This window comes from Streptomyces sp. NBC_00385 (assembly GCF_035917155.1).
In the GTDB taxonomy this organism is placed as follows: domain Bacteria; phylum Actinomycetota; class Actinomycetes; order Streptomycetales; family Streptomycetaceae; genus Streptomyces; species Streptomyces poriferorum.
The window spans coordinates 8,329,937-8,348,644 of record NZ_CP107951.1; the positions used below are offsets into that span (position 1 = coordinate 8,329,937).

Consider the following 18,708-nt stretch of genomic DNA (forward strand, 5'->3'; position numbering starts at 1 on the left):
TCCACCGCCGCGCACGCGGTGCCCGGCGGCTCGGCTACTCGATGACGAGCTCGACCGGGATGTTGCCGCGGGTCGCGTTCGAGTACGGGCAGACCTGGTGGGCCTGCTCGACGAGCTTGCGACCGGTGGCCTCGTCGACCGACGCGGGCAGTTCCACGCGCAGCGTGACCGCGAGCCCGAAACCCTCGCCCTGCTTGCCGATGCCGACCTCGCCCGTCACGGCGGCGTCGGTGACATCGACCTTGGCCTGACGGCCCACGAGGCCCAGGGCGCTGGCGAAGCACGCGGCGTACCCGGCGGCGAACAGCTGCTCAGGGTTCGTACCCTCACCGTTTCCGCCCATCTCCACGGGGATGGCGAGCTCCAGATCCAGCTTGCCGTCGGAGCTGACGGCGCGGCCGTCACGGCCGTGGGTGGCGGTGGCGACGGCGGTGTAGATCGATTCCATGGAAACCGGTTCCTCTCGAAGGTGGTGTACCGCGGCGGCTCCGGCCGCTGCCTCTGAAGTGAAGCACACAACTTAGTTGTGCACAATCAAATGGGGTGTCCGGCGCTATGCTGAATCCATGACCGCCACGCCCAGCACCGCCCGCCAGGACCCGCCCGAGGCCGGCTACCTCCGCCTCGACAAGCAGATCTGCTTCTCCCTGAACGCCGCCTCGCGCGCCTTCGGCAGTGTCTACCGGGTCCTTCTCAGGGATCTGGGGCTCACCTATCCCCAGTACCTCGTGATGCTGGTGCTCTGGGAGCACGGAGAGCTCCCGGTGAAGGCGCTCGGCCAGCACCTGCGGCTGGACTCCGGCACGCTGTCGCCGCTGCTCAAGCGGCTGGAGGCGGCGGGCCTGGTGCGTCGTGAGCGGAGCGCCCGGGACGAGCGCTCGGTGCAGGTGCGGCTCACGGACGAGGGCACCGCTCTGCGTGAGCGGGCGTTGCTCGTACCCCGCAGGATCGCCGCCGCGACGGGCTTCGGCCTCGATGAGATCAGCGAACTGCGCGACCGCCTCGACCGGCTCACTTCCGCACTCGACGCGGCGGCCACCGCGGAGGGGCGGGACGGCGCCGACGCCCTGTAGCTCCCACAGCTCCCACGCGAGGTGCGGGGCCGGTCAGGCGGCGTACGCGGTGACCGCCAGTGTCGCGGACAGCACCTTCCACAGCGCCCAGGCGCCCGCACGGCTCGCCACCGCGCACGGGGTGCTCCGCGTGCAACGGGTCGGCCGGTCCTGCCAGGCGCTCACGGCCAGATAGTGGAAGCCGAACGTGCGGCTGAAGGCGAAGCGGATGTGCAGGCCGTCGCCCAGGTCGTGACCGGGAAGGGTCGCGATCTGCAACCGGGTGGCGCCGACGGCCTCCACCCGGACCGGGTTTCCGCCCAGCAGATCGCACTCGTCCGCAGGCCGGATCCGGGCCGGACACGCGCCGCTCACCGGGAACAGCCAGAAGTGGTCGGTGAGCTGCCGGCGTACCTCGTGGGGACTGGTGAACGGATGCACACCCAGCGAGTAGTTGTACCGGTACAGCCACTTCACGCCGCCGTGGCATGCCGCGGGACCCTCGTCGCACCCCTCGGCGACCGTCTCACGGCTGCCGGACGACTGGGCGGGGGAAGCGCCCGCGTACGACGACGGGGCCGGGGCGGCGAGCACGAGCGAGCCGGCGAGCAGTACGGCCGACGCGCAACGTGCGGCCGTACGGGTGAACGCCGGCGTGTGCCGGGAGGCGGCTGCGCCACCTTCGCCCGCCGCTCGTTGCGCGGGCCCGCGGGAGGCGCTGGGCCGAGGGCGATCCGTCTTCCGCATCAGCGCCTCCCGACGTGCGGTACGAGCCACCTGGACGCTATGTCCTCGGGAGGGGTTCGGCATCTCCGCCACGGGCAGCCCCGCCCGGCGGCGTCCGGCTCCCTGCCCGGGCGCCGCCCCGGCAGGGAGCCGCCGGGTTCAGGCCGCGAGGCCGAGGACCATGGCCCCGACGACCGGCGCCGCGTACACCAGCGGGAAGGGGATGTGCGTGTACCAGCGGGCCCGGATCACCGTGACGACCGCACCGGCGAAGTACAGCACCAGTCCGGAACCGGCCAGGACGCCGACGGCAGGGACGAACAGCCCGGCGACCAGACCCACGGCCCCGGCGGCCTTGGCCGCACCGAGCCACGTCCACCAGGAGCGCGGGACGCTGTAGTCGGTCAGGGCCTGGACGACCCATTGGGCGCGGAACAGCAGGGCGCCGGCCGAGTAGCCGGCCATGGCGGCAGCGACGAGAGTGACGACGACGTGGGCGACGGACATGTGGGGAGCTCCTCAGCGGGCGGGTGCCGGGGTGTTCTCACCGGCCTCGGTGGCCGGTCCGGCACTGCACTGAAACGCCCCGACGGGAAAACGTGACACGTCCGCGAAGATTCTTTTCCGGGTACGTCCCGCGCCGCGGGGCAACACGCCCCGCGGCGCCACTCCGTCAGGTCCGCCGCGCCAGGAGAAACAGCTGGGGCTCGGGCAAGGCCGTCGGATGGTCCGGAGTGAACAGGACGCTCTCCCGGGCCAGGACCGTGAACCCGGCCGCCGTCACCACCCCGGTGAACGCCTCCTCGCCGAAACTGGTCACCCGTACCGCCTGGTCCATGAACGTGCCGCTCACGCCCTCCATGTCCAGCGGCACCGTCGCGACAGCCAGATGGCCGCCGGGCCGCAGCGCCCGGGCGGCCAGCCGCAGCACGTCGGTCTGCTCCGCACGGGACAGCTGGAGGAGCGAGAAGTACACGCAGACCGCGTCGAAACTCCCGTCCTCCAGAGTCAGATCACGCACATCGGCGCACCGGAACTCCGCCCCGGGCACCTGCCGGGACGCGATGTCCACCATGACGGGGGAGACATCGACGCCGAGCACCTCGTGGCCGGCGTCGGCGAGGCTCTGCGCGGTCGGCCGTCCCGTACCGGAGCCGATGTCCAGCACCCGGCTGCCCGGAGCGAGCCGCTCCAGCAGGGACCCCAACGAGGCGTGGTGCGCGGCCGATCCGCCGAACGCCTGCTCGTAGTCGGCACCGAGAGCGTCGAACACCGACGCTGCGGTGGGGTGCCGGTCCGAATCCATGGCGGATCCCCTTCCTCTCCGGGTGTACCTACGGTACGCGGGCGACGGCCACGTACAGCCCGCTGTGCTCGGGCTCCGGCGCGGGCGTGTCGCGGAACCACTCGGGCGCCGTGACCAGGCCCGGCTCGGTGACGGCCAGCCCGTCCAGGAACCGGGCGAACTCGGCCCGGGTGCGCAGCGCCAGCCGGATGCCGCCCTTGTCGTACTCGTCGGCCCCCTGCTGCCCCCGCTCCGGATTGACGTCGGACGCACCCTGGGACAGCACCACATAACTGCCCGGGGACAGCGCGTCCGTCAGGGTCCGGACGATGCCGACCGGGTCCACGTCATCGGGCAGGAAGTGCAGCAGGCCGAGCATCGACAGGGCCACCGGGCGCCGGAAGTCCAGGACCTTGTGGGCCGCCTCGATGATGGTGCCGGGTTCACGGACGTCCGCCGGGACGTAGTCGGTGGCGCCCTCGGGCCGGCTGATCAGCAGTGCCTCGGCGTGCCGCAGGACGATGGGGTCGTTGTCGCAGTAGACCACCCGTGAGGCCGGGTTGATCTCCTGGGCGATCTGGTGGAGGTTCGGCGCGGTCGGAATGCCGGTACCGATGTCGAGGAACTGGTCGACACCCTGCCCGGCCAGCCACGCCGTGGCGCGGTTCATGAACGCGCGGTTCTGGTGGGCGCCGATCTTCGCCTCGATGGGCAGTTGCTCCGCCACCGCCTGGTCGACGGGGTAGTTGTCCTTGCCTCCGAGGAGCGCGTCGTAGACGCGCGCCGACTGCGGCCTGCTGGTGTCTATCGGGGGCTGGGACGTCCCTGCCGTCATGGCGAGCTCCGTTGCAGATGAGGTGAAACCGTGTCTGCGGTGAAGTCTGCCACAGCAACTTACCGATGATCATGCGGTGTTGGGGAGCACCAGGAAGCCCGCCGGGCCGGTGGCCTGCACCGGAGCGGAACCCGGTACGGCGCGGCGTCTACTGCAGTGCGCGCACCGCGGCGCCGAACAGGGCCGGAGCCCGATGCGCGGCCGGGACGATCAACCGGGCGGTGGCGGGACGGCGGGCCACCGACAACAGACCCGCTGTGAGCAGTCGATGACGCCGGGTCAGCCGGGCCCAGTTGGCCGGGTAGTCCTGCGGACGGCCCGCGGCGAGCGCGTCCACCGCCGCACCGGCCGTCGCCACGGCCAGCGCGACCCCCTCACCGGTCAGCGCGTCCACGTAGCCCGCGGCGTCGCCGACCAGCAGCACCCGTCCCGCCCGCCGGCTGCGCGCCCGCCGGCGCAGGGGCCCGGCGCCGCGCACGGCACCGGCCTCCCGGCCCAGCAGCGTGGCGGCCAGGCGGGGGAAGTCCGCCAGCTGGCTCTCGTACGCACGACGCTTCCCGCTGAGCACCGCCACACCCACCAGGCCGTCCCCGAGCGGTGTCACGTACGCCTCACCGTGCCGGGACCAGTGCACCTCCACGAACTCCGTCCACGGGTCGACGTTGTAGTGCCGGCGCAGCCCGTAACGGCGCACGGCGCTCCCGGGCCCGTCCAGGCCGAGCCCACGACGGACCGGCGAGTGCAGCCCGTCGGCGGCGATCAGCCATCGGGCGGTGAGCCCGCACACCCCGACCCGGTCATCGCTCTGGCTAACCTCCCCTGCCTTCCCCGGCACGATCCGGATCCCGAGCTCCACCGCACGCGCGTGCAACGCGGTGTGCAGTGCCGTCCGGCGCACCCCGAGCCCGGACCGGCCGCGGAACGCCGCCGCCGCGCTCCGCGCCCCGTCCACGTAACGGATCCCGCGCAGGGGGTGGCCGGACACCTCGATGCCGAGGGAGCGCAGGGCCGCCACCCCACTGGGCATGATGCCCTCGCCGCACGCCTTGTCGACGGGGGAGGCGCGGGGTTCGACCACCACGGTCTCCATACCGAGCGAGGCCGCCCGGATCGCCGCCGCCAGACCGGCCGGGCCGCCGCCCGCGATGAGGAGATCGATCACGCCGGCACGCCCCCGGCGGAGGCGAGGGCCGCCTCCTCGCACCGGACCCGTACGGCCATGAGCGCCGCGTTGAGCACCGTGAAGACCACCGCGGTCACCCACGCGCCGTGCACCAGCGGCAGCGCGAGACCCTCCGCGGCCACGGCGACGTAGTTGGGGTGGCGCAGCAGACGGTACGGGCCGCCCGTCACCAGCGGCAGCCCCGGCACCACGATGACGCGGGTGCTCCACCGGTGGCCGAGCGTCCGGATGCACCACCAGCGCAGGACCTGCGCGGCCACCACCACGGCCACCATCGTCCAGCCGAGCAGCGGCACGAACGGCCGGTCCGCCAGTCCGGCCTCGGCCAGACACCCCGCCAGCAGCGCCGTGTGCAGGGCGACCATCGCGGGATAGTGACCGCGGCCCGACTCCGTTCCGCCCCGGGCCAGCGCCCAGCGCGTGTTGCGCAGGGCGACGGCGAGTTCGGCGAGGCGCTCGCCCGCCACCGCCAGCACCAGTGCCGTGTACCAGATCATGTGTCCTCCGACCTACCAGCGCAGCAGCACCAGTTCGCAGCAGAATCCGGGTCCCATGGCGATCAGCAGCCCGGGAGAACCCGGTTCGGGCCGCCGCTGCTCCAGTGTGTCCCGCAGGACGTGGAGCACCGAGGACGACGACAGGTTCCCCACGTCGGCCAGCGAACGCCAGGTGACGTCGAGCGCGCCGTCGGGGAGCGAGAGGACGTCGGTGACGGTCTCCAGCACCTTGGGCCCGCCCGGGTGGCACACCCAGTGGGCGATGTCCTTCGGCTTGAGTCCGTGCTCGGACAGGAAGTCGCCCACGTCGTCCGCCAGATAGCGGCGCACGACATCGGGAACGCCCGGATCGAGCACCACCTTGAAGCCCGAGTCGCCGATGTCCCAGCCCATGACGTGCCCGGTGTCGGGGTACATCCGGCTGCGTGTGGCCACCACCTCGGGACCCGCCTGGGCAGCCCTGCCCTCGCCGAGCGCCACCACGGCGGCGGCGCCGTCACCGAACAGCGCGGTCGCCACCAGATTGGCGGGCGACGCGTCGCCGCGCTGGAAGGTGAGGGAGCACAGCTCGACCGAGAGCAGGACCGCCACGTCGTCGGGCCGGCCGAGCAGGTAGTCGTGGAGGCGGGCGATCCCCGCGGCCCCGGCGACACAGCCGAGCCCGAAGACCGGCAGCCGTTTCACGTCCGGGCGCAGACCGAGGCGCCCCACGAGCCGGGCGTCGACGGAGGGAGCGGCCACACCGGTCACCGAGGTGAACATCAGCAGGTCCACGTCGGCGGGCCGCAGCCCCGCCGTCCGCAGCGCACCGCGCACCGCGTCGGCGCCCAGGTTCACGGCCTCCTTGATGAACACGTCGTTGGCGTCCCCGAAACCGTCCAGCTCCGCGTAGCGCTCCAGCGGCAGCACCATGGTGCGGCTGCGCACCCGGGCGTTCTCGTGCAGCCGGTCCAGGACCCGCCGGTCGGCCCCCGGCGGCAGACAGGTACGGGCCACCATGTCGGTGACCTCGCGCTGGGTGTGGCGGTACGGGGCCAGGGTGCCGTGCACGGCTGCGATCCGGGTCATCCCGGGCCCTGCTTGTCAGGCGTCATGGCCCATCCCTGCCCCGAACCGGGGACAGAACACCGCAGACAACCCGTGCGGCTGTCAGTCTGCGGTGTCCGGAGTACCTACGATCACGTGATGGGCACTCAGGACCCCTCTCGCGCCTACGCTCCGACCACGTTGCCGCTCCGCCGTACGGCGGGCCTGGCCCGCTCCTGCCATCCGGGGCCGGTCGTCGCCGTGACCGCGATCGCGGGCGCCCTGGGCGTGGGCGTCGGCCTCGACGGTGTCCGGTGCGCCGTCCTCGTCGCCGCCGTGCTGAGCGGCCAGCTCTCCGTAGGCTGGTGCAACGACGCCTTCGACGCCCGGCGGGACGCCGCCGCCGGACGCACCGGCAAACCCGTGGCCGAGGGCTCGGTGAGCCGCAGGACGGTCTGGGCGGCGGCGTTCACCGCCGCGCTGCTGTGCGTTCCCCTCTCCCTGGCCTGCGGCCTGCTCGCCGGCGCGGTGCATCTGACGGCGGTGGCGGCCGCCTGGGCGTACAACCTGAAGCTGAAGGCCACAGCGCTGTCCTGGCTTCCTTACGTCATCGGGTTCGGCACCCTGCCCGCCGTGGCCGCGCTGGCCCTGCCCGGCCGCCCCGGGCCGACGTGGTGGGCGGTGACGGCGGGCGCCCTGCTGGGCCTGGCGGCCCATCTGGGCGATGTGCTGCCCGACATCGAGGACGACCTGCGCAGCGGTGTGCGCGGTCTCCCGCACCGGCTGGGCCCCGCCGCCACCGGGCTGCTGCTTCCGGTTCCCCTCGTGGTGGCCTCGGTGGTCCTGGCCCTCGGCCCGGCCGGGCCGGCCGGGCCCTGGGGAGCGGTCACGCTCGCCGTCGCGGCGCCCGCGGCTCTCGCGGGGCTCCTGCTTGCCCGGACCTGGCGCAAAGCGCCGCTCGCCGCGGCGGCCGTGGTCGCGGCGGCGGACGTGACGCTCCTGCTGGTCCGCGGCACCGCCCCGGTGTGACCCGGACACGCGGCCGCACACCGTGCGCCCTCAGACCGTGCGCAGCCAGACGTCGAGCAGCCGCAGGTCGGCTTCGGTCAGGCCGAGCCCGGGATCGACATGGTGGAGCAGGGCCGGTCCGCCGTGGTGGGCCGCCACCCAGAGCCGGTCCCGCTCGGTGATCTCGTCGTCCACCCAGACGAAGGCGCGCCCCGCGGCCCAGCCGACGAGCGTGCGCGTCTTCCAGCGGAGTCCCGCCCGTGTGTCCCGCTCGTCCTCGTCCGAAGGAGCGGGCCAGGGGACCACGCGGAGATCCGGCAGCCCGAGACGCGGTGCGACGACCTCGTTCGCCTCGTCCGCCCAGGTCGTCGCCCAGACCAGCTCGCACGCGAGCGCGGCCAGCCGGGGCCCGAGCGCCGGGTCGATCCTGTCGAGCAGCGGATGCGCCCCGGCCTCCGGCGGACCCGGCGCTCCCGGGAAGACGGGGTGCCCGCCGGCGCGCGGGCCGAACGGGACGAGGGGGCCGTCGACGTCGAGGAAGAGCAGCGGAAGCCCGCCGGGACCGGTCACCGCCGCACGGTACAACGGGACATCAGCGACCGCCCGCCACCCTGAGGATCGCCCCGGTGGCGTACGAGGCGTCCTCGGACAGCAGCCAAGCGACGGCGCCGGCGATCTCCTCGGGCTCTCCCGGCCGGCCCAGGGGGATCCCGGCGGCAGCCTTGTCGGGGCGCTCCGGGTCCGCGTGGAAACCGGTTCGGATGATGCCGGGGGCGACCGCGTTGACGCGGATGCCCGCCTCCGCCACCTCCTTGGACAGCCCGATGGTCATCGTGTCCACGGCTGCCTTGGCCGCGGCGTAGTGGATGTACTCGCCCGGACTGCCGAGCGTGGCGGCCGCCGACGACATGTTCACGATGGCCCCGCCGCCCGACCGGCTCATGTCGCGCACGGCACGCCGCGCGCAGAGCAGGTAGCCGACGACGTTGACGTCGAGGGCGCGCCGGAGCCCGGCCGCGTCGGCATCGGCCAGCGGGCCCAGCGGGCCGCCGACCCCGGCGTTGTTGACCAGACCCGTGACCGGGCCGAGCTCGGCCGCCGCGGTGTCGAAGAGCAGGTCGACGCCGGCCTCGTCGGTCGTGTCCATCCGCACCGTCACACAGCGCCGGCCCACCTCCCGTGCGGCCGCGGCGACGGCCTCGGCCGCAGCCGCGTCGGAGCGGTAGCCCAGGGCGACGTGATGACCGTCGGCCGCCAGACGCAGGCAGACGGCTGCTCCGATCCCGCGACTGCCACCTGTGACCACGGTGACCGGCTGACGGCTCATGCAAGGCCCCTTGCTCCTGTGCGACGACGACGTGACGTCCTCGGTGAGGACCCATCGTAGGGAGCGGTGATCAGCTTTCTCCCGGTGGGCCTTCGGTGTCCGGGGGCAGGCGCGGCGCGGGCATGCCGACGGGCTGCCACCCCCTCATGGAAGGGTGGCAGCCCGTCATCCGCGTGTGCGGTGACTACACGGGGCGGTCGCTGCCGCTCCGGACGCTCTGCTGCTCGCCCTGCTCCTGCAGCTTCCGGGCCTTCTCCTGGAGCCGGCGCCGCTGCTCCGGATCGCTCGTGCGCTCCGCGGCCTCGGTCATGTGCCTGGCCTTCTCGCGCATCTGCTGGGCTCGGCCGGTTTCTCCTGCAACGCTCATCGTCGCTCCTTGAACGGTAGGGAAGAGCGGGCCCCCTCAGGGAAGCAGCGCTGCGTGAGCAGCGCACCCCGAAGCGTCACGTACGGTGAGAGTGGCAGGTGGGGCGGGTACGACGCAGGGCCGACGCGATGCGGACACCGGGAGCGGAACCGGCGTGATCCGGGCCTCCGGACGCTGGCATGATCAGGGGTATGAACGAGCGCATGATCGCCGCGTGTGACGGGGCGTCGAAGGGTAATCCGGGGCCGGCCGCCTGGGCCTATGTGGTGGCCGACGCGGCGGGCAGGCCGCTGCGGTGGGAGGCCGGTCCGCTGGGCACCGCCACCAACAACGTCGCCGAGCTCACCGCCCTGCAGGAACTGCTGGAGTCACTCGATCCGGCCGTCGCGCTCGAAGTCCGGATGGACTCGCAGTACGCGATGAACGCCGTGACCAAGTGGCTGCCGGGCTGGAAGCGCAACGGCTGGAAGACCTCGGCGGGCAAGCCCGTCGCCAACCGCGACCTGGTGGCCCGCATCGACTCCCTGCTGACCGGCCGGAGCGTGGAGTTCGTCTACGTGCCGGCCCACCAGGTGGACGGTGACCCGCTGAACGCCCTGGCCGACCAGGCCGCCAGCGAAGTGGCCGTCGCGCAGCGCGCGGCGGGCACCTCGCAGGGCTCCGCGGACCTCCCGGTTCCCGCACCCTCCCGTGCCACGGAAGGACGGCGGACCGGCGCCGCGACGAAGAAGGCGGGGAGCGCGGCCCGGGCCGGAGCGACCATCCGCGCCAAGTTCTCCGGGCGGTGCCACTGCGGAAAGCCGTACGCGGCCAAGGACATGATCGCCAAGAACGACCATGGCTGGGGCCACCCGGAGTGCCGGACCGCCACCGCCTGACGGGCATCCGGCAGGACACCCCTCCCGGCCGGGTCCCGGAGATCCCGCCCCCGTGAGGGGGCACGCGTGCCATGATGCGGCTCCGGCGGCGCGGTCCGAGTTGCCGCCGGAGCTGTGGGGAACGGCGACACGCTGGGGGGCGTATGGAAAGCACGGGCACGGTGCTGCGTGAACTGCGCGGGGCGCAGAAGTCGGCCAAGGGGGTGTCGCTCTACTCCCGGTACGTGAACCGGCCGGGCGGGCGGGTCTTTGCGGCGGCTGCGTACCGACTTGGCATGACACCCAATCAGGTCACCCTGGTGAGTGCGGCGTTCACCTTTGCCGCCATTGCGGCGGTGGCTCTGGCACGCCCCACCTGGGGGCTGGCGGTCCTGGTCTACCTGGGGCTCGCCGTGGGGTTCGCCCTCGACTCGGCCGACGGTCAGCTCGCCCGGCTGACCGGCCGCGGCGGCCCCGACGGCGAATGGCTGGACCATGTCGTCGACTGCGCGAAGATGATCCTCGTCCACACCGCCGTACTGATCTCGTTCCACCGCTACTTCGGTCCCGGATCCGACGCCTGGCTGCTGCTGCCGCTCGGCTTCCTGTTCGTCGCGGTGCTCACGTTCTGCGCCGGGCTGCTGCGCGAGCAGCTGGGCAAGGCCGCCGCCCGGTCCGCACCTTCCGGCGGAGCGCCGGCCGGGCCCGTCTCCCGGCTGCGGGCCGTGGTGCTGCTGCCGGCCGACTACGGCGTGTTCTGCCTGGTGTTCCTGCTGCTCGGCGACGAGACGGCGTTCCGGACCGGATACGCCGTACTCGCCGCCGTGCACGCGCTGTTCCTCGTGGCGTTCCTCGGTAAATGGTTCAGGGAGCTGAGAGCGCTCCGGGCAGACTGACCAGTGTGTCCAGCGCCCGGCGCAGCTGGGTGCTGGACGTGTGCACGGTGTACGGGAAGTAGACGACCTCCACACCGACCTCGGCGAAGTCGCGTTCCAGCCGTTTGCCCTTCTCCGTGTCGCGCCAGTCGTCCCCCTTGAAGATGACGTCGAACCTGACCTGTTGCCAGGTCTCGACCTTGTCCGGGACGGTCTCGACGAAGGCGGCGTCCACGTACCGCACGCTCCGGACGATCTCCAACCGCTCCGGCAGCGGAATGACGGGCTTGTGCCCCTTGGCGAGCGCCGCCATCTCGTCCGAGACGACCCCCGCTACCAGGTAGTCGCACTGACTGCGGGCATGCCGCAGGATGTTGAGGTGGCCTATGTGGAACAGGTCGTAGACCCCCGGCGCGTAGCCGACCCTGTGCACCATCCGTTCTCTCCCCCCACGGTGTGAACGTGATGTCCGAGTCCCATCGGATGGTGTCCGGACATGGCATCCGGTCCGGTGGGATATCGGTATCGGTGTTGATGGTGCAACGACCTTACTGTGAAGACCACTTGCGCATCACGTGAACGGATAAGCTCACTTTTGGGGCTGTTCCTTGGGGGGAACACAGGTGGCTCCGGGGGGAAGGCGATCGTCCGATGCCAGAAGAAGAGCACCGCAAGCCGCTCGACGGCCGCCGTCTGCTGGTGGTCTCCACGAACTACGCACCCGAGCTCACCGGCATCGGCCCGTACGCCGCCCAGCTCGCCGAGCACTGGGCCCGTTCCGGGGCCGACACCCATGTGCTGACCGGCATGCCGCACTACCCGTCCTGGCGGACAGAGGCGGCCTACCGGGGGGTGTGGCGGGCCGAGGAGCAGCGCGCGGGTGTCACCGTCCACCGGCGAAGACACTATGTGCCGCCCCGTCAGAGCGCCCTGCGCAGAGCCGCTTTCGAGGCGAGCGTGCTCGCGCACGGTCTCGCCGCCCCGCCCGCGCTGCGGCCCGACGCGGTGATCGCCCAGCTGCCGAGCCTGGCCGGCGGCGTCATCGGCGCCCGGCTGGCCCGCCGCCACGGCATCCCCTACATCCCCGTCGTGCAGGACCTGATGGGCGCCGCCGCCGCGCAGAGCGGCATCCGGGGCGGGGGCAGGGCAGCCGCCCTGGCGTCACGGGCCGAGCGGTACGCGCTGGGGGCCGCCACGCTGGTCGGCGTCATCCACGAGAGCTTCGTCCCCCGGGTCACCGCCTACGGAGTGGACCCGGAACGGATCAGGCTGGTGCCGAACTGGACCCACGTACAGGCCCCTTCGGCGGATCGCGCCACGACCAGGGCCCGCCTCGGCTGGCGCGAGGGCACACCCGTGGTCCTGCACTCCGGCAACATGGGGCTGAAACAGGGACTGGAGGTCCTCGTCGACGCGGCGCGGCTCGCCCCGGAGATACGCGTCGTCCTGATGGGGGACGGCAATCAGCGCGACGCCCTGCTGGCCCGTGCTTCCGGCCTGCCCAACCTCGACTTCCTGCCGCCCGCCGGCGCGGACGAGTTCACCGACGTCCTGGCCGCCGCCGACGTCCTCGCCGTGACCCAGCGCGCGTCCGTGCTCGACATGAGCGTGCCCTCCAAGCTCACCTCGTACTTCGTCTCCGGCCGCCCCGTCATCGCCTCCGTGGCCGACGGGGGCGGCACGGCCCAGGAGGTGCAGCGCTCGGGCGCCGGGCTCCTCGTCGCGCCGGAGGACCCGGCCGCGGTGCTCGCGGCGGTCCGCAAACTCGTCGAGGAACCCTCCTGCGCCGACGAACTCGGCTCCAACGGGCCGCGGTACGTAGCCCGCCATCTCGGCCGGGAAGCAGGTCTCGCCCGCTTCGACGCACTGATCACCGAGGTCCTTCAGGACGCCGAAGGGAGAGACCGCCGATGACCCACCCGATCCGCGCCCTGGAGGACCAGGACGAACCCGCGCTGCTGAGGGACCAGTTCCGCCAGCTCCTGCGCTACCGCACCCTGCTCGCGTGCGGCGTCGTCGTCGGACTGCTCGGCGCCGGCTGGCTGGCCCTGGGCGGCGAGGACACCTACACCTCCACCGGTGAGGTGTCCGTACGCTCCGCCACGTCCGACCCCTTCGCCGCCGGTGCCTCGGCCGACAAGGGCATCAACATCGGCTCCGAGCGCCAGACCGCGGTCAGCGACGCCGTCGGCACCGTCGCCGTCGGCTCGCTGACCAAGTCCGGCGACGCCGTCGACGTGGGGACGCTGCTCTCCGGGCTCCAGGTCACCAACCCGCCCAACACCCTGGTCCTCAGGTTCTCCTACACCGGCCGCACCCCCGAAGAGGCGAAGGCCCGCGCCCAGGCGCTCGCCGAGGCCTACCTGGAGATACGCCGGGAACGCACCGAGAACAGCATCGACAACATGGTCGACGGCTATCGTGCCCAGCTGAAGCCGCTCACCGAACAGCGCGACAGGCTGGCCGAGCAGGAGACCGGCACGGTGGGCAACGACGTCACCAGCGCACGGGCCAACCTCATCGTCTCCATCTCCGAACTGAGCCAGAAGATCTCCGAGTTGCGGGCTCTGGACACCACACCCGGCTATCTCAACAAGAAGCCCGTCGCACCCGAGCAACCCAGTGGCGCCGGGCTGCCGCTGCTTCTCGGGCTCGGCGGCGTCGTCGGACTCGCGCTCGGCCTGCTGCTGTCCTGGGTACGGCTCGTCTTCGATCCCGCCGTGCGCTCCACCAGGGAACTCGTCCGCTCGCTCGGCGCCCCGCTGCTCGGGACCCTGCCCAGAGAACGTGCCGCGGCCGGAACGCTGCTCGCCATCGGACGCGGCGGCAGCAGACTCGCCGAGGAGTACCGGGCGGTGGCCTTCCGGCTCGCGTACGACCCCTCGTTCACCGAGCGCCGCCGGATCCTCGTCACGGCGCCCCGCGGCGACAACGACATGGCGACGGCCGCGGCGGCCAACCTCGCGGCCGCCTTCGCCGAGATGGGGCGCGACGTCCTGCTCGTCGAGGCAGATCTGAGGGCCCCGTCCCTGGCCGGGGCGCTCGGCGCGGTGGGACGCGCAGGCAGGCCCAGCTGGGCCGCCGAACGCGACGGGCGCGGCTGGCCCTCGGACAGCCGCACCAACGTGGACGTGCCCGGATCGGGGGCCTTCACGCTCATCGCCGGCCGCCGCACCGACAACGTGCCGCGTGCCCTGACCTCCGCCCCCGTCAGCCGCATCCTCGCCGAGGGCGGCCGGCCGGGAGCGGTCGTCATCGTGCTCGCCCCGCCCGTGCTCTCGTACGCCGACGCCGTCGCCCTCATCGACCGTGTCGAGGGTGTCGTCGTGGTCTGCGACCCGCGTGAGGTGCACCGCAGCGACCTGGAGCGCATCCGCGAGATCATCGGTGCCGCGGGCGGATCCGTCCTCGGCACCCTGCTCCACCCCGGTTACGGGCGCCTGGAGCGCCGGGCCCGCCGGAAGGCGGCCAAACGCCGCGGCCGCGGCCGGCCGGTACCCCCGGACGGCCGTGATTCCGACGACGAAGCGGAGACGGACGGCCCCGACCGGGCGGACGACGTCACCCACACCGGCGATCCCACCCAGACACTCGGCCTGCGCACGCTCGACAGCGGCGGGCGCGGCGGCGGCAGCGACCACAGCAGCACCGCGGGACACAGATGAGGGCGCGCACCGCCGTCGCCTGCTCGGTCGCGGACCAAGGGGTGGCGGCGCTCACCAACATCCTGGTCCTGGTGGTGGCCGCCCGGCTCTCCACCGTCGCCGACTTCGCCCGCTTCTCCGCCGTCTACCTCGTCTTCTCCGTACTGCTGGGGGTGTCCGGTGCCTACACCGGACAGCCCCTGGTGCTGCGCAGGGGGGCGGCGAGCGACGGGACCCGTGGTGCCTGCCGGTCAGCGGTCGGCTTCACCCTGCTGGTCTCGGCCGCCATCGGCGGCCTGCTCGCCGCGGTCTGCGCGCTGCTACCGGGGGAGACGGCACGCGCCGCGGCGATGCTCGGACTCGTACTGCCGGTCGTCCTCGCGCAGGACACGGCCCGCTACGCCTTCGCCACACTGCAGGCCCAGCACCTGGCGCTGGCCTCCGACACGCTCCGGCTCGTCTGCGTCCTCGGCGCGCTGGCCGTACAGCCGCACGGCACCCCGGCGGCCCGGCTGGTCATCGTCTGGGGCCTCTCCGCCCTGCCCGCCTTCCTGCTGTCCGCGGCCGTGCTGCACCGCAGGACGGCGGGTACACCGGTCCGGCTGAGGCCCCTGCTGGGGAAGGGGCACCTGGGCCGCCGGTTCGTCGTCGAGTTCGGCGTGGGCAACGCGACCAGCCAGCTCTCCGTGCTCGGGCTCGGCGCCGTCGGCAATCCCCTCGTCGTCGGCGCCCTGCGCGGCGCCACCACGCTCTTCGGCCCGCTGAACGTGCTGTACACCTCGGCCACCGGATTCGGCCCCCCGCTCCTCGGGCGGCTCGCCACCGATCGGCTCAGGGTGCGGGCCACCGCGGCCCTGGCCGCAGTGCTGGCGCTCACCGCCGCGGGCTGGGCCACCTTCCTCGCCCTGCTCCCCGGATCGGCCGGCCGTCATCTGCTCGGCGACACCTGGCCGACGGCGGCGGCGCTGCTCCCGGCGACCGGCAGCCAGTACGCGGCGATGGCCGTCGGCACCTGCGGACTGCTGGCGCTCAGGCTGCTCGATCCGCGCACCACGCTCTCCATCCAGGTCGTCTTCTCCCTCGCCGCCGTCGCCTTCCTCGCCGGCGGCTATCTGGCCGGCGGAGTGATGGGCGCCGCCTGGGGCCTGTGCCTGGGATCCGTCTGCAAGGCGGTCGCCACCTGGACCCGGGTGGCGCGGCTGACCCGACGGGGCGAGCGCGGTCACGCCCCGGTCAGTGCGACCGCCGTCGGCTCCGGCCCGTGAAACTCGTGATCAGGGCCAGGCACAGCGCCGCGATGGCGAGCTTCCCGACGGCCTGAAGCAGGGGACCGCGCAACAGGATGAAGGTGTATCCCGCGATCAGTGGCGCCGTGATCGCCAGGACACTGCCGGGCCCCGGACCGTCCCGCGACACCGCCCGCGCATAGCGGCGGTCGGTGCGAGCCGTCGCGTAACCGATCAGGGCGAACCCGCCGATCAGGCCCGGTGCCCCGAAGTCCACCCACAGCTCGGTCCACAGTGGCGCGGAGAGGTTCGTCATGTTCATCCCCATCCACTGCCCGACGCGCACCCCGGTGTCCTCCGGCTTCCCGCTCCACACCGCCCGGGGCACGAAGAAGAACGCGGAGCCCGCGAGTTGGCGGCCGTACGTGTGGCCGCGGGTGTCGACCCACGAGATGGTGTTGGCGAACATCACCGTCTGGTCGTAGTCCTTGGTGGCCAGCGGTTCGAACACCGACGACGACTGGACCGGCCGGTACCCGGAGTCGTCGTAGCGGAACCTGTCCGCGTACGGGAACAGCACCAGGGCGCCGACCACCCCCATGGCCAGCACCGAGCGGTACATCGCCGCGCTGCTCGGGAACGCCGTGAACAGAAGCGAGACCAGCACCGTCAGGAACCAGTAACGGGCGTTGGATATCGGGTTGTTCACGACCAGGTTCACCCCGGCCAGCGCGATCCACACCAGGACGGTGGACGGCGAGCGCCGGGCCCGGCGCGAGGTCACCAGCCGACGGGTGTAGAACAGCAGCGCCAGCAGGGCCGGAACCGTGCCGAAGCCCTTCAGGAACGCCGAGCCCACATTGGACTCCCCGGACGCGACGCCGCTCTCCGCCACCGAGGCACTGATCTCCTGCCTGCTGGAGAAGAACACGCCGGGCCCGCCGAGCTTCAGCACGTAGTAGCCGCTCGCCGCGAAGGCGAGCAGTACCAGCAGCCGCAGTCTGACCGGATGGGCCGTGGCCGGGCCGCGGCCCCCGCGGGCCGTGGTGCGCCGGCGCAGCGGACGCCGGGATGCCAGCAGCGCCCCCAGGTCGAAGGCGGCGCACCCCACCAGGATCAGGGCGATCGCCGTGACCAGATCGGCGCGCGGCCCGACCACCGGCGTCGGCGTCTGACCGATGACCGCCTGGGCGAACGGAGCCACTCCCATCGCGATGTACACGAACATCCAGAAGACGCCCTGCAGCAGCCGCCGCCGGGTGGAGAGGATCATGGTCGAGAGCCGCGCGCCGGCGTAACACGTCAGCACGAGCTGCAGCCAGTACGCCGTGTCCCGGGATCCGGTCCCGGGCTGGGCGGCGATCAGGGCCGGCAGGAAGCAGACCAGCCCCAGGATGAGCGGCACGGCCATCGCCCGCGAGAGCATCGCCCAGGACATCGGCCTGGCGGGCGGCTCGACCGGATGGCGCGGGCCGTCCCCCCGGACGGGCGCGGACGGCGGTGCCTGGTGCACGGACGTCATCGTCTCCCCGTTCCGTGAGCCTGCGCGCCTGTGAACACCTTAGCGAATCAACCCACTTGAGGTGATGTGATGACTAGTCTGTGAACAGCCGGCCGAGGTCGAGGGGAACCCTGGTGAAGATCCTGCACATCGTCACACTGCACACCCCGGACCATGCGTTCGGCGGTCCGACCCGGGTGGCCCTGAACCTGTCGAAGGTCCAGCGGGCCGGGGGCGACGACGCCCGGATCATGGCCCTGGGCGACGGATTCGAGGGCCCCCTGCCCGGCGAGGTGGAGGGCGTGCCCGTCCACCTCTTCCAGGCCCGCCACCTGCTGCCGATGTTCGAGGTCAGCGGGATCACCTCGGGAGCCCTGCTGCGGGCCGCGCACCGCATGATGCGCGGCGCCGACCTCGTACACGTCCATCTGATGCGCGACCTGGTGACGCTGCCCGCCGCGCTCCTCGCTCTGGCCACCCGGACCCCGCTCGTCGTGCAGACACACGGCATGGTGGACCCCACCGAGAAGCGGGTGGCGCAGTTGACGGACCTGCTGGGCGTACGGAAGGTCCTGCGCGGCGCGGACGCGGTGCTCCATCTGACCGAAGCCGAACGCGCCGATGTGAACGCCGTCGCCGCCCCCGTCGCGCTCACCAGGACCGTGCGCCTGGTCAACGGCGTGCGCCCGCAGGAGTTCAAGCCCGCCCGCGATCCGGCCCGCCCGCCGACCGTTCTCTTCCTCGCCCGGATCCAGGAGCGCAAGCGCCCGGAGGACTTCGTGGCCGCGATGCCCGCGGTCCTGGCGAAACACCCGGACGCGAGGTTCGTCCTGGCAGGGCCCGACACCGGCGCACTCCCCGGCACCCTGCGACTGGCCGGCAGCCTGGGTGTGCGGGACTCGCTCGACCACGTCGGAGCGCTGGACCACGAAGAGGTACTGGCCGCAGGACGGCAGGCCGATGTGTATGTCCTGCCCTCGATCGAGGAACCCCTCGGCGTCTCGGTCCTCGAAGCGATGTCCGTCGGCACCCCGGTGGTCATCACCCGGACCTGCGGCCTCGGCCCGGACGTGGCCCGGTCCGGAGCCGGCCGGGTGATCGACAGCCGGGTGGGCGAGGACGGTGCCAACGCGCGGAAGGTCGCGCAGGCGGTCCTGGAACTGCTGGATCCCGAGGCCAACGCCGCAGCGGGAAAGGCCGCCTGGGAGTTGGTCAACGAACACTTCACCATCGACGTCGTGACCCGGACGCTCCGGCGGACCTATGAGGACGTGGTGGCCCGCCGGAAGCTCCGATGAG

Annotated in this window: 21 protein-coding genes; 8 read left to right on the forward strand and 13 right to left on the reverse strand. The window is 72.6% G+C overall.

Annotated elements, in window-relative coordinates:
* Positions 1–34 precede the first annotated feature (34 nt).
* Positions 35–448, reverse strand: a complete 414-nt coding sequence (locus OG959_RS36790) for an organic hydroperoxide resistance protein (protein ID WP_326665551.1) — start codon at positions 446–448, stop codon at positions 35–37.
* Positions 449–566: 118 nt separating this feature from the next.
* Here OG959_RS36790 and OG959_RS36795 point away from each other — a divergent pair, with 118 nt between their 5' ends.
* The gene (locus OG959_RS36795; protein ID WP_326665553.1) at positions 567–1,073 is read left to right on the forward strand and encodes a MarR family winged helix-turn-helix transcriptional regulator; all 507 of its coding nucleotides are present in this window, start codon (positions 567–569) and stop codon (positions 1,071–1,073) included.
* Between the two features lie 33 nt (positions 1,074–1,106).
* On the opposite strand, the gene OG959_RS36800 is transcribed toward OG959_RS36795, so the two are convergent.
* The 7 genes from OG959_RS36800 to OG959_RS36830 form a co-directional block, all read right to left on the reverse strand.
* Positions 1,107–1,799, reverse strand: coding sequence for a hypothetical protein (locus OG959_RS36800; protein ID WP_326665555.1), 693 nt, complete (start codon positions 1,797–1,799; stop codon positions 1,107–1,109).
* Positions 1,800–1,937: 138 nt separating this feature from the next.
* Positions 1,938–2,285 (reverse strand): DoxX family protein, encoded by a 348-nt coding sequence (locus OG959_RS36805; RefSeq protein ID WP_326665557.1) that lies wholly within the window; start codon positions 2,283–2,285, stop codon positions 1,938–1,940.
* Between the two features lie 166 nt (positions 2,286–2,451).
* On the reverse strand, positions 2,452–3,084 hold the full coding sequence (locus OG959_RS36810) for a class I SAM-dependent methyltransferase (protein ID WP_326665559.1): 633 nt from the start codon (positions 3,082–3,084) through the stop codon (positions 2,452–2,454).
* Between the two features lie 28 nt (positions 3,085–3,112).
* On the reverse strand, positions 3,113–3,898 hold the full coding sequence (locus OG959_RS36815) for an SAM-dependent methyltransferase (protein WP_326665561.1): 786 nt from the start codon (positions 3,896–3,898) through the stop codon (positions 3,113–3,115).
* Positions 3,899–4,046: 148 nt separating this feature from the next.
* Positions 4,047–5,060 carry an NAD(P)/FAD-dependent oxidoreductase gene (locus OG959_RS36820; protein WP_326665562.1) on the reverse strand — a complete coding sequence of 338 codons (1,014 nt, stop codon included), beginning with the start codon at positions 5,058–5,060 and terminating at the stop codon, positions 4,047–4,049.
* The gene (locus tag OG959_RS36825) at positions 5,057–5,578 is read right to left on the reverse strand and encodes an isoprenylcysteine carboxyl methyltransferase family protein (RefSeq protein WP_326665564.1); all 522 of its coding nucleotides are present in this window, start codon (positions 5,576–5,578) and stop codon (positions 5,057–5,059) included. Before OG959_RS36825 ends, OG959_RS36820 begins: the two co-directional genes overlap by 4 nt.
* 12 nt (positions 5,579–5,590) lie before the next feature.
* Positions 5,591–6,646, reverse strand: a complete 1,056-nt coding sequence (locus OG959_RS36830) for a type III polyketide synthase (protein ID WP_326665566.1) — start codon at positions 6,644–6,646, stop codon at positions 5,591–5,593.
* 117 nt (positions 6,647–6,763) lie between these two features.
* Here OG959_RS36830 and OG959_RS36835 point away from each other — a divergent pair, with 117 nt between their 5' ends.
* The gene (locus OG959_RS36835; RefSeq protein ID WP_326665568.1) at positions 6,764–7,633 is read left to right on the forward strand and encodes a UbiA family prenyltransferase; all 870 of its coding nucleotides are present in this window, start codon (positions 6,764–6,766) and stop codon (positions 7,631–7,633) included.
* 30 nt (positions 7,634–7,663) lie between these two features.
* On the opposite strand, the gene OG959_RS36840 is transcribed toward OG959_RS36835, so the two are convergent.
* The 3 genes from OG959_RS36840 to OG959_RS36850 form a co-directional block, all read right to left on the reverse strand.
* Positions 7,664–8,182, reverse strand: coding sequence for an HAD domain-containing protein (locus tag OG959_RS36840; protein ID WP_326665570.1), 519 nt, complete (start codon positions 8,180–8,182; stop codon positions 7,664–7,666).
* Between the two features lie 22 nt (positions 8,183–8,204).
* Positions 8,205–8,939 carry an SDR family NAD(P)-dependent oxidoreductase gene (locus OG959_RS36845; RefSeq protein WP_326665572.1) on the reverse strand — a complete coding sequence of 245 codons (735 nt, stop codon included), beginning with the start codon at positions 8,937–8,939 and terminating at the stop codon, positions 8,205–8,207.
* 184 nt (positions 8,940–9,123) lie between these two features.
* The gene (locus OG959_RS36850; protein ID WP_326665574.1) at positions 9,124–9,306 is read right to left on the reverse strand and encodes a DUF6381 family protein; all 183 of its coding nucleotides are present in this window, start codon (positions 9,304–9,306) and stop codon (positions 9,124–9,126) included.
* Positions 9,307–9,497: 191 nt separating this feature from the next.
* Here OG959_RS36850 and OG959_RS36855 point away from each other — a divergent pair, with 191 nt between their 5' ends.
* Positions 9,498–10,184, forward strand: coding sequence for a ribonuclease H family protein (locus OG959_RS36855; RefSeq protein WP_326665575.1), 687 nt, complete (start codon positions 9,498–9,500; stop codon positions 10,182–10,184).
* Between the two features lie 143 nt (positions 10,185–10,327).
* Positions 10,328–11,059: a CDP-alcohol phosphatidyltransferase family protein gene (locus OG959_RS36860; protein ID WP_326665576.1), complete on the forward strand. Its 732-nt coding sequence runs from the start codon at positions 10,328–10,330 to the stop codon at positions 11,057–11,059.
* Here OG959_RS36860 and OG959_RS36865 read toward each other — a convergent pair.
* Complete coding sequence (locus OG959_RS36865) at positions 11,028–11,474, reverse strand: adenylyltransferase/cytidyltransferase family protein (RefSeq protein ID WP_219568850.1); 447 nt, start codon at positions 11,472–11,474, stop codon at positions 11,028–11,030. The genes OG959_RS36860 and OG959_RS36865 overlap by 32 nt on opposite strands.
* A 215-nt stretch (positions 11,475–11,689) precedes the next feature.
* Here OG959_RS36865 and OG959_RS36870 point away from each other — a divergent pair, with 215 nt between their 5' ends.
* From OG959_RS36870 to OG959_RS36880, 3 genes are read left to right on the forward strand one after another with little or no spacing between them, the layout of a single operon-like run.
* Positions 11,690–12,952 carry a glycosyltransferase gene (locus tag OG959_RS36870; protein WP_326665578.1) on the forward strand — a complete coding sequence of 421 codons (1,263 nt, stop codon included), beginning with the start codon at positions 11,690–11,692 and terminating at the stop codon, positions 12,950–12,952.
* Positions 12,949–14,703 (forward strand): lipopolysaccharide biosynthesis protein, encoded by a 1,755-nt coding sequence (locus OG959_RS36875; RefSeq protein WP_326665580.1) that lies wholly within the window; start codon positions 12,949–12,951, stop codon positions 14,701–14,703. The genes OG959_RS36870 and OG959_RS36875 overlap by 4 nt, the downstream gene beginning before the upstream one ends.
* Positions 14,700–15,947, forward strand: coding sequence for a hypothetical protein (locus OG959_RS36880; protein ID WP_326665582.1), 1,248 nt, complete (start codon positions 14,700–14,702; stop codon positions 15,945–15,947). The genes OG959_RS36875 and OG959_RS36880 overlap by 4 nt, the downstream gene beginning before the upstream one ends.
* Here OG959_RS36880 and OG959_RS36885 read toward each other — a convergent pair.
* A complete protein-coding gene (locus OG959_RS36885) occupies positions 15,916–17,430 on the reverse strand; it encodes a hypothetical protein (protein WP_326665583.1) in 1,515 nt (504 codons plus the stop codon). The genes OG959_RS36880 and OG959_RS36885 overlap by 32 nt on opposite strands.
* A gap of 113 nt (positions 17,431–17,543) precedes the next feature.
* Here OG959_RS36885 and OG959_RS36890 point away from each other — a divergent pair, with 113 nt between their 5' ends.
* Positions 17,544–18,707: a glycosyltransferase gene (locus tag OG959_RS36890; RefSeq protein ID WP_326665584.1), complete on the forward strand. Its 1,164-nt coding sequence runs from the start codon at positions 17,544–17,546 to the stop codon at positions 18,705–18,707.
* The last annotated feature ends 1 nt before the right edge of the window (position 18,708 follow it).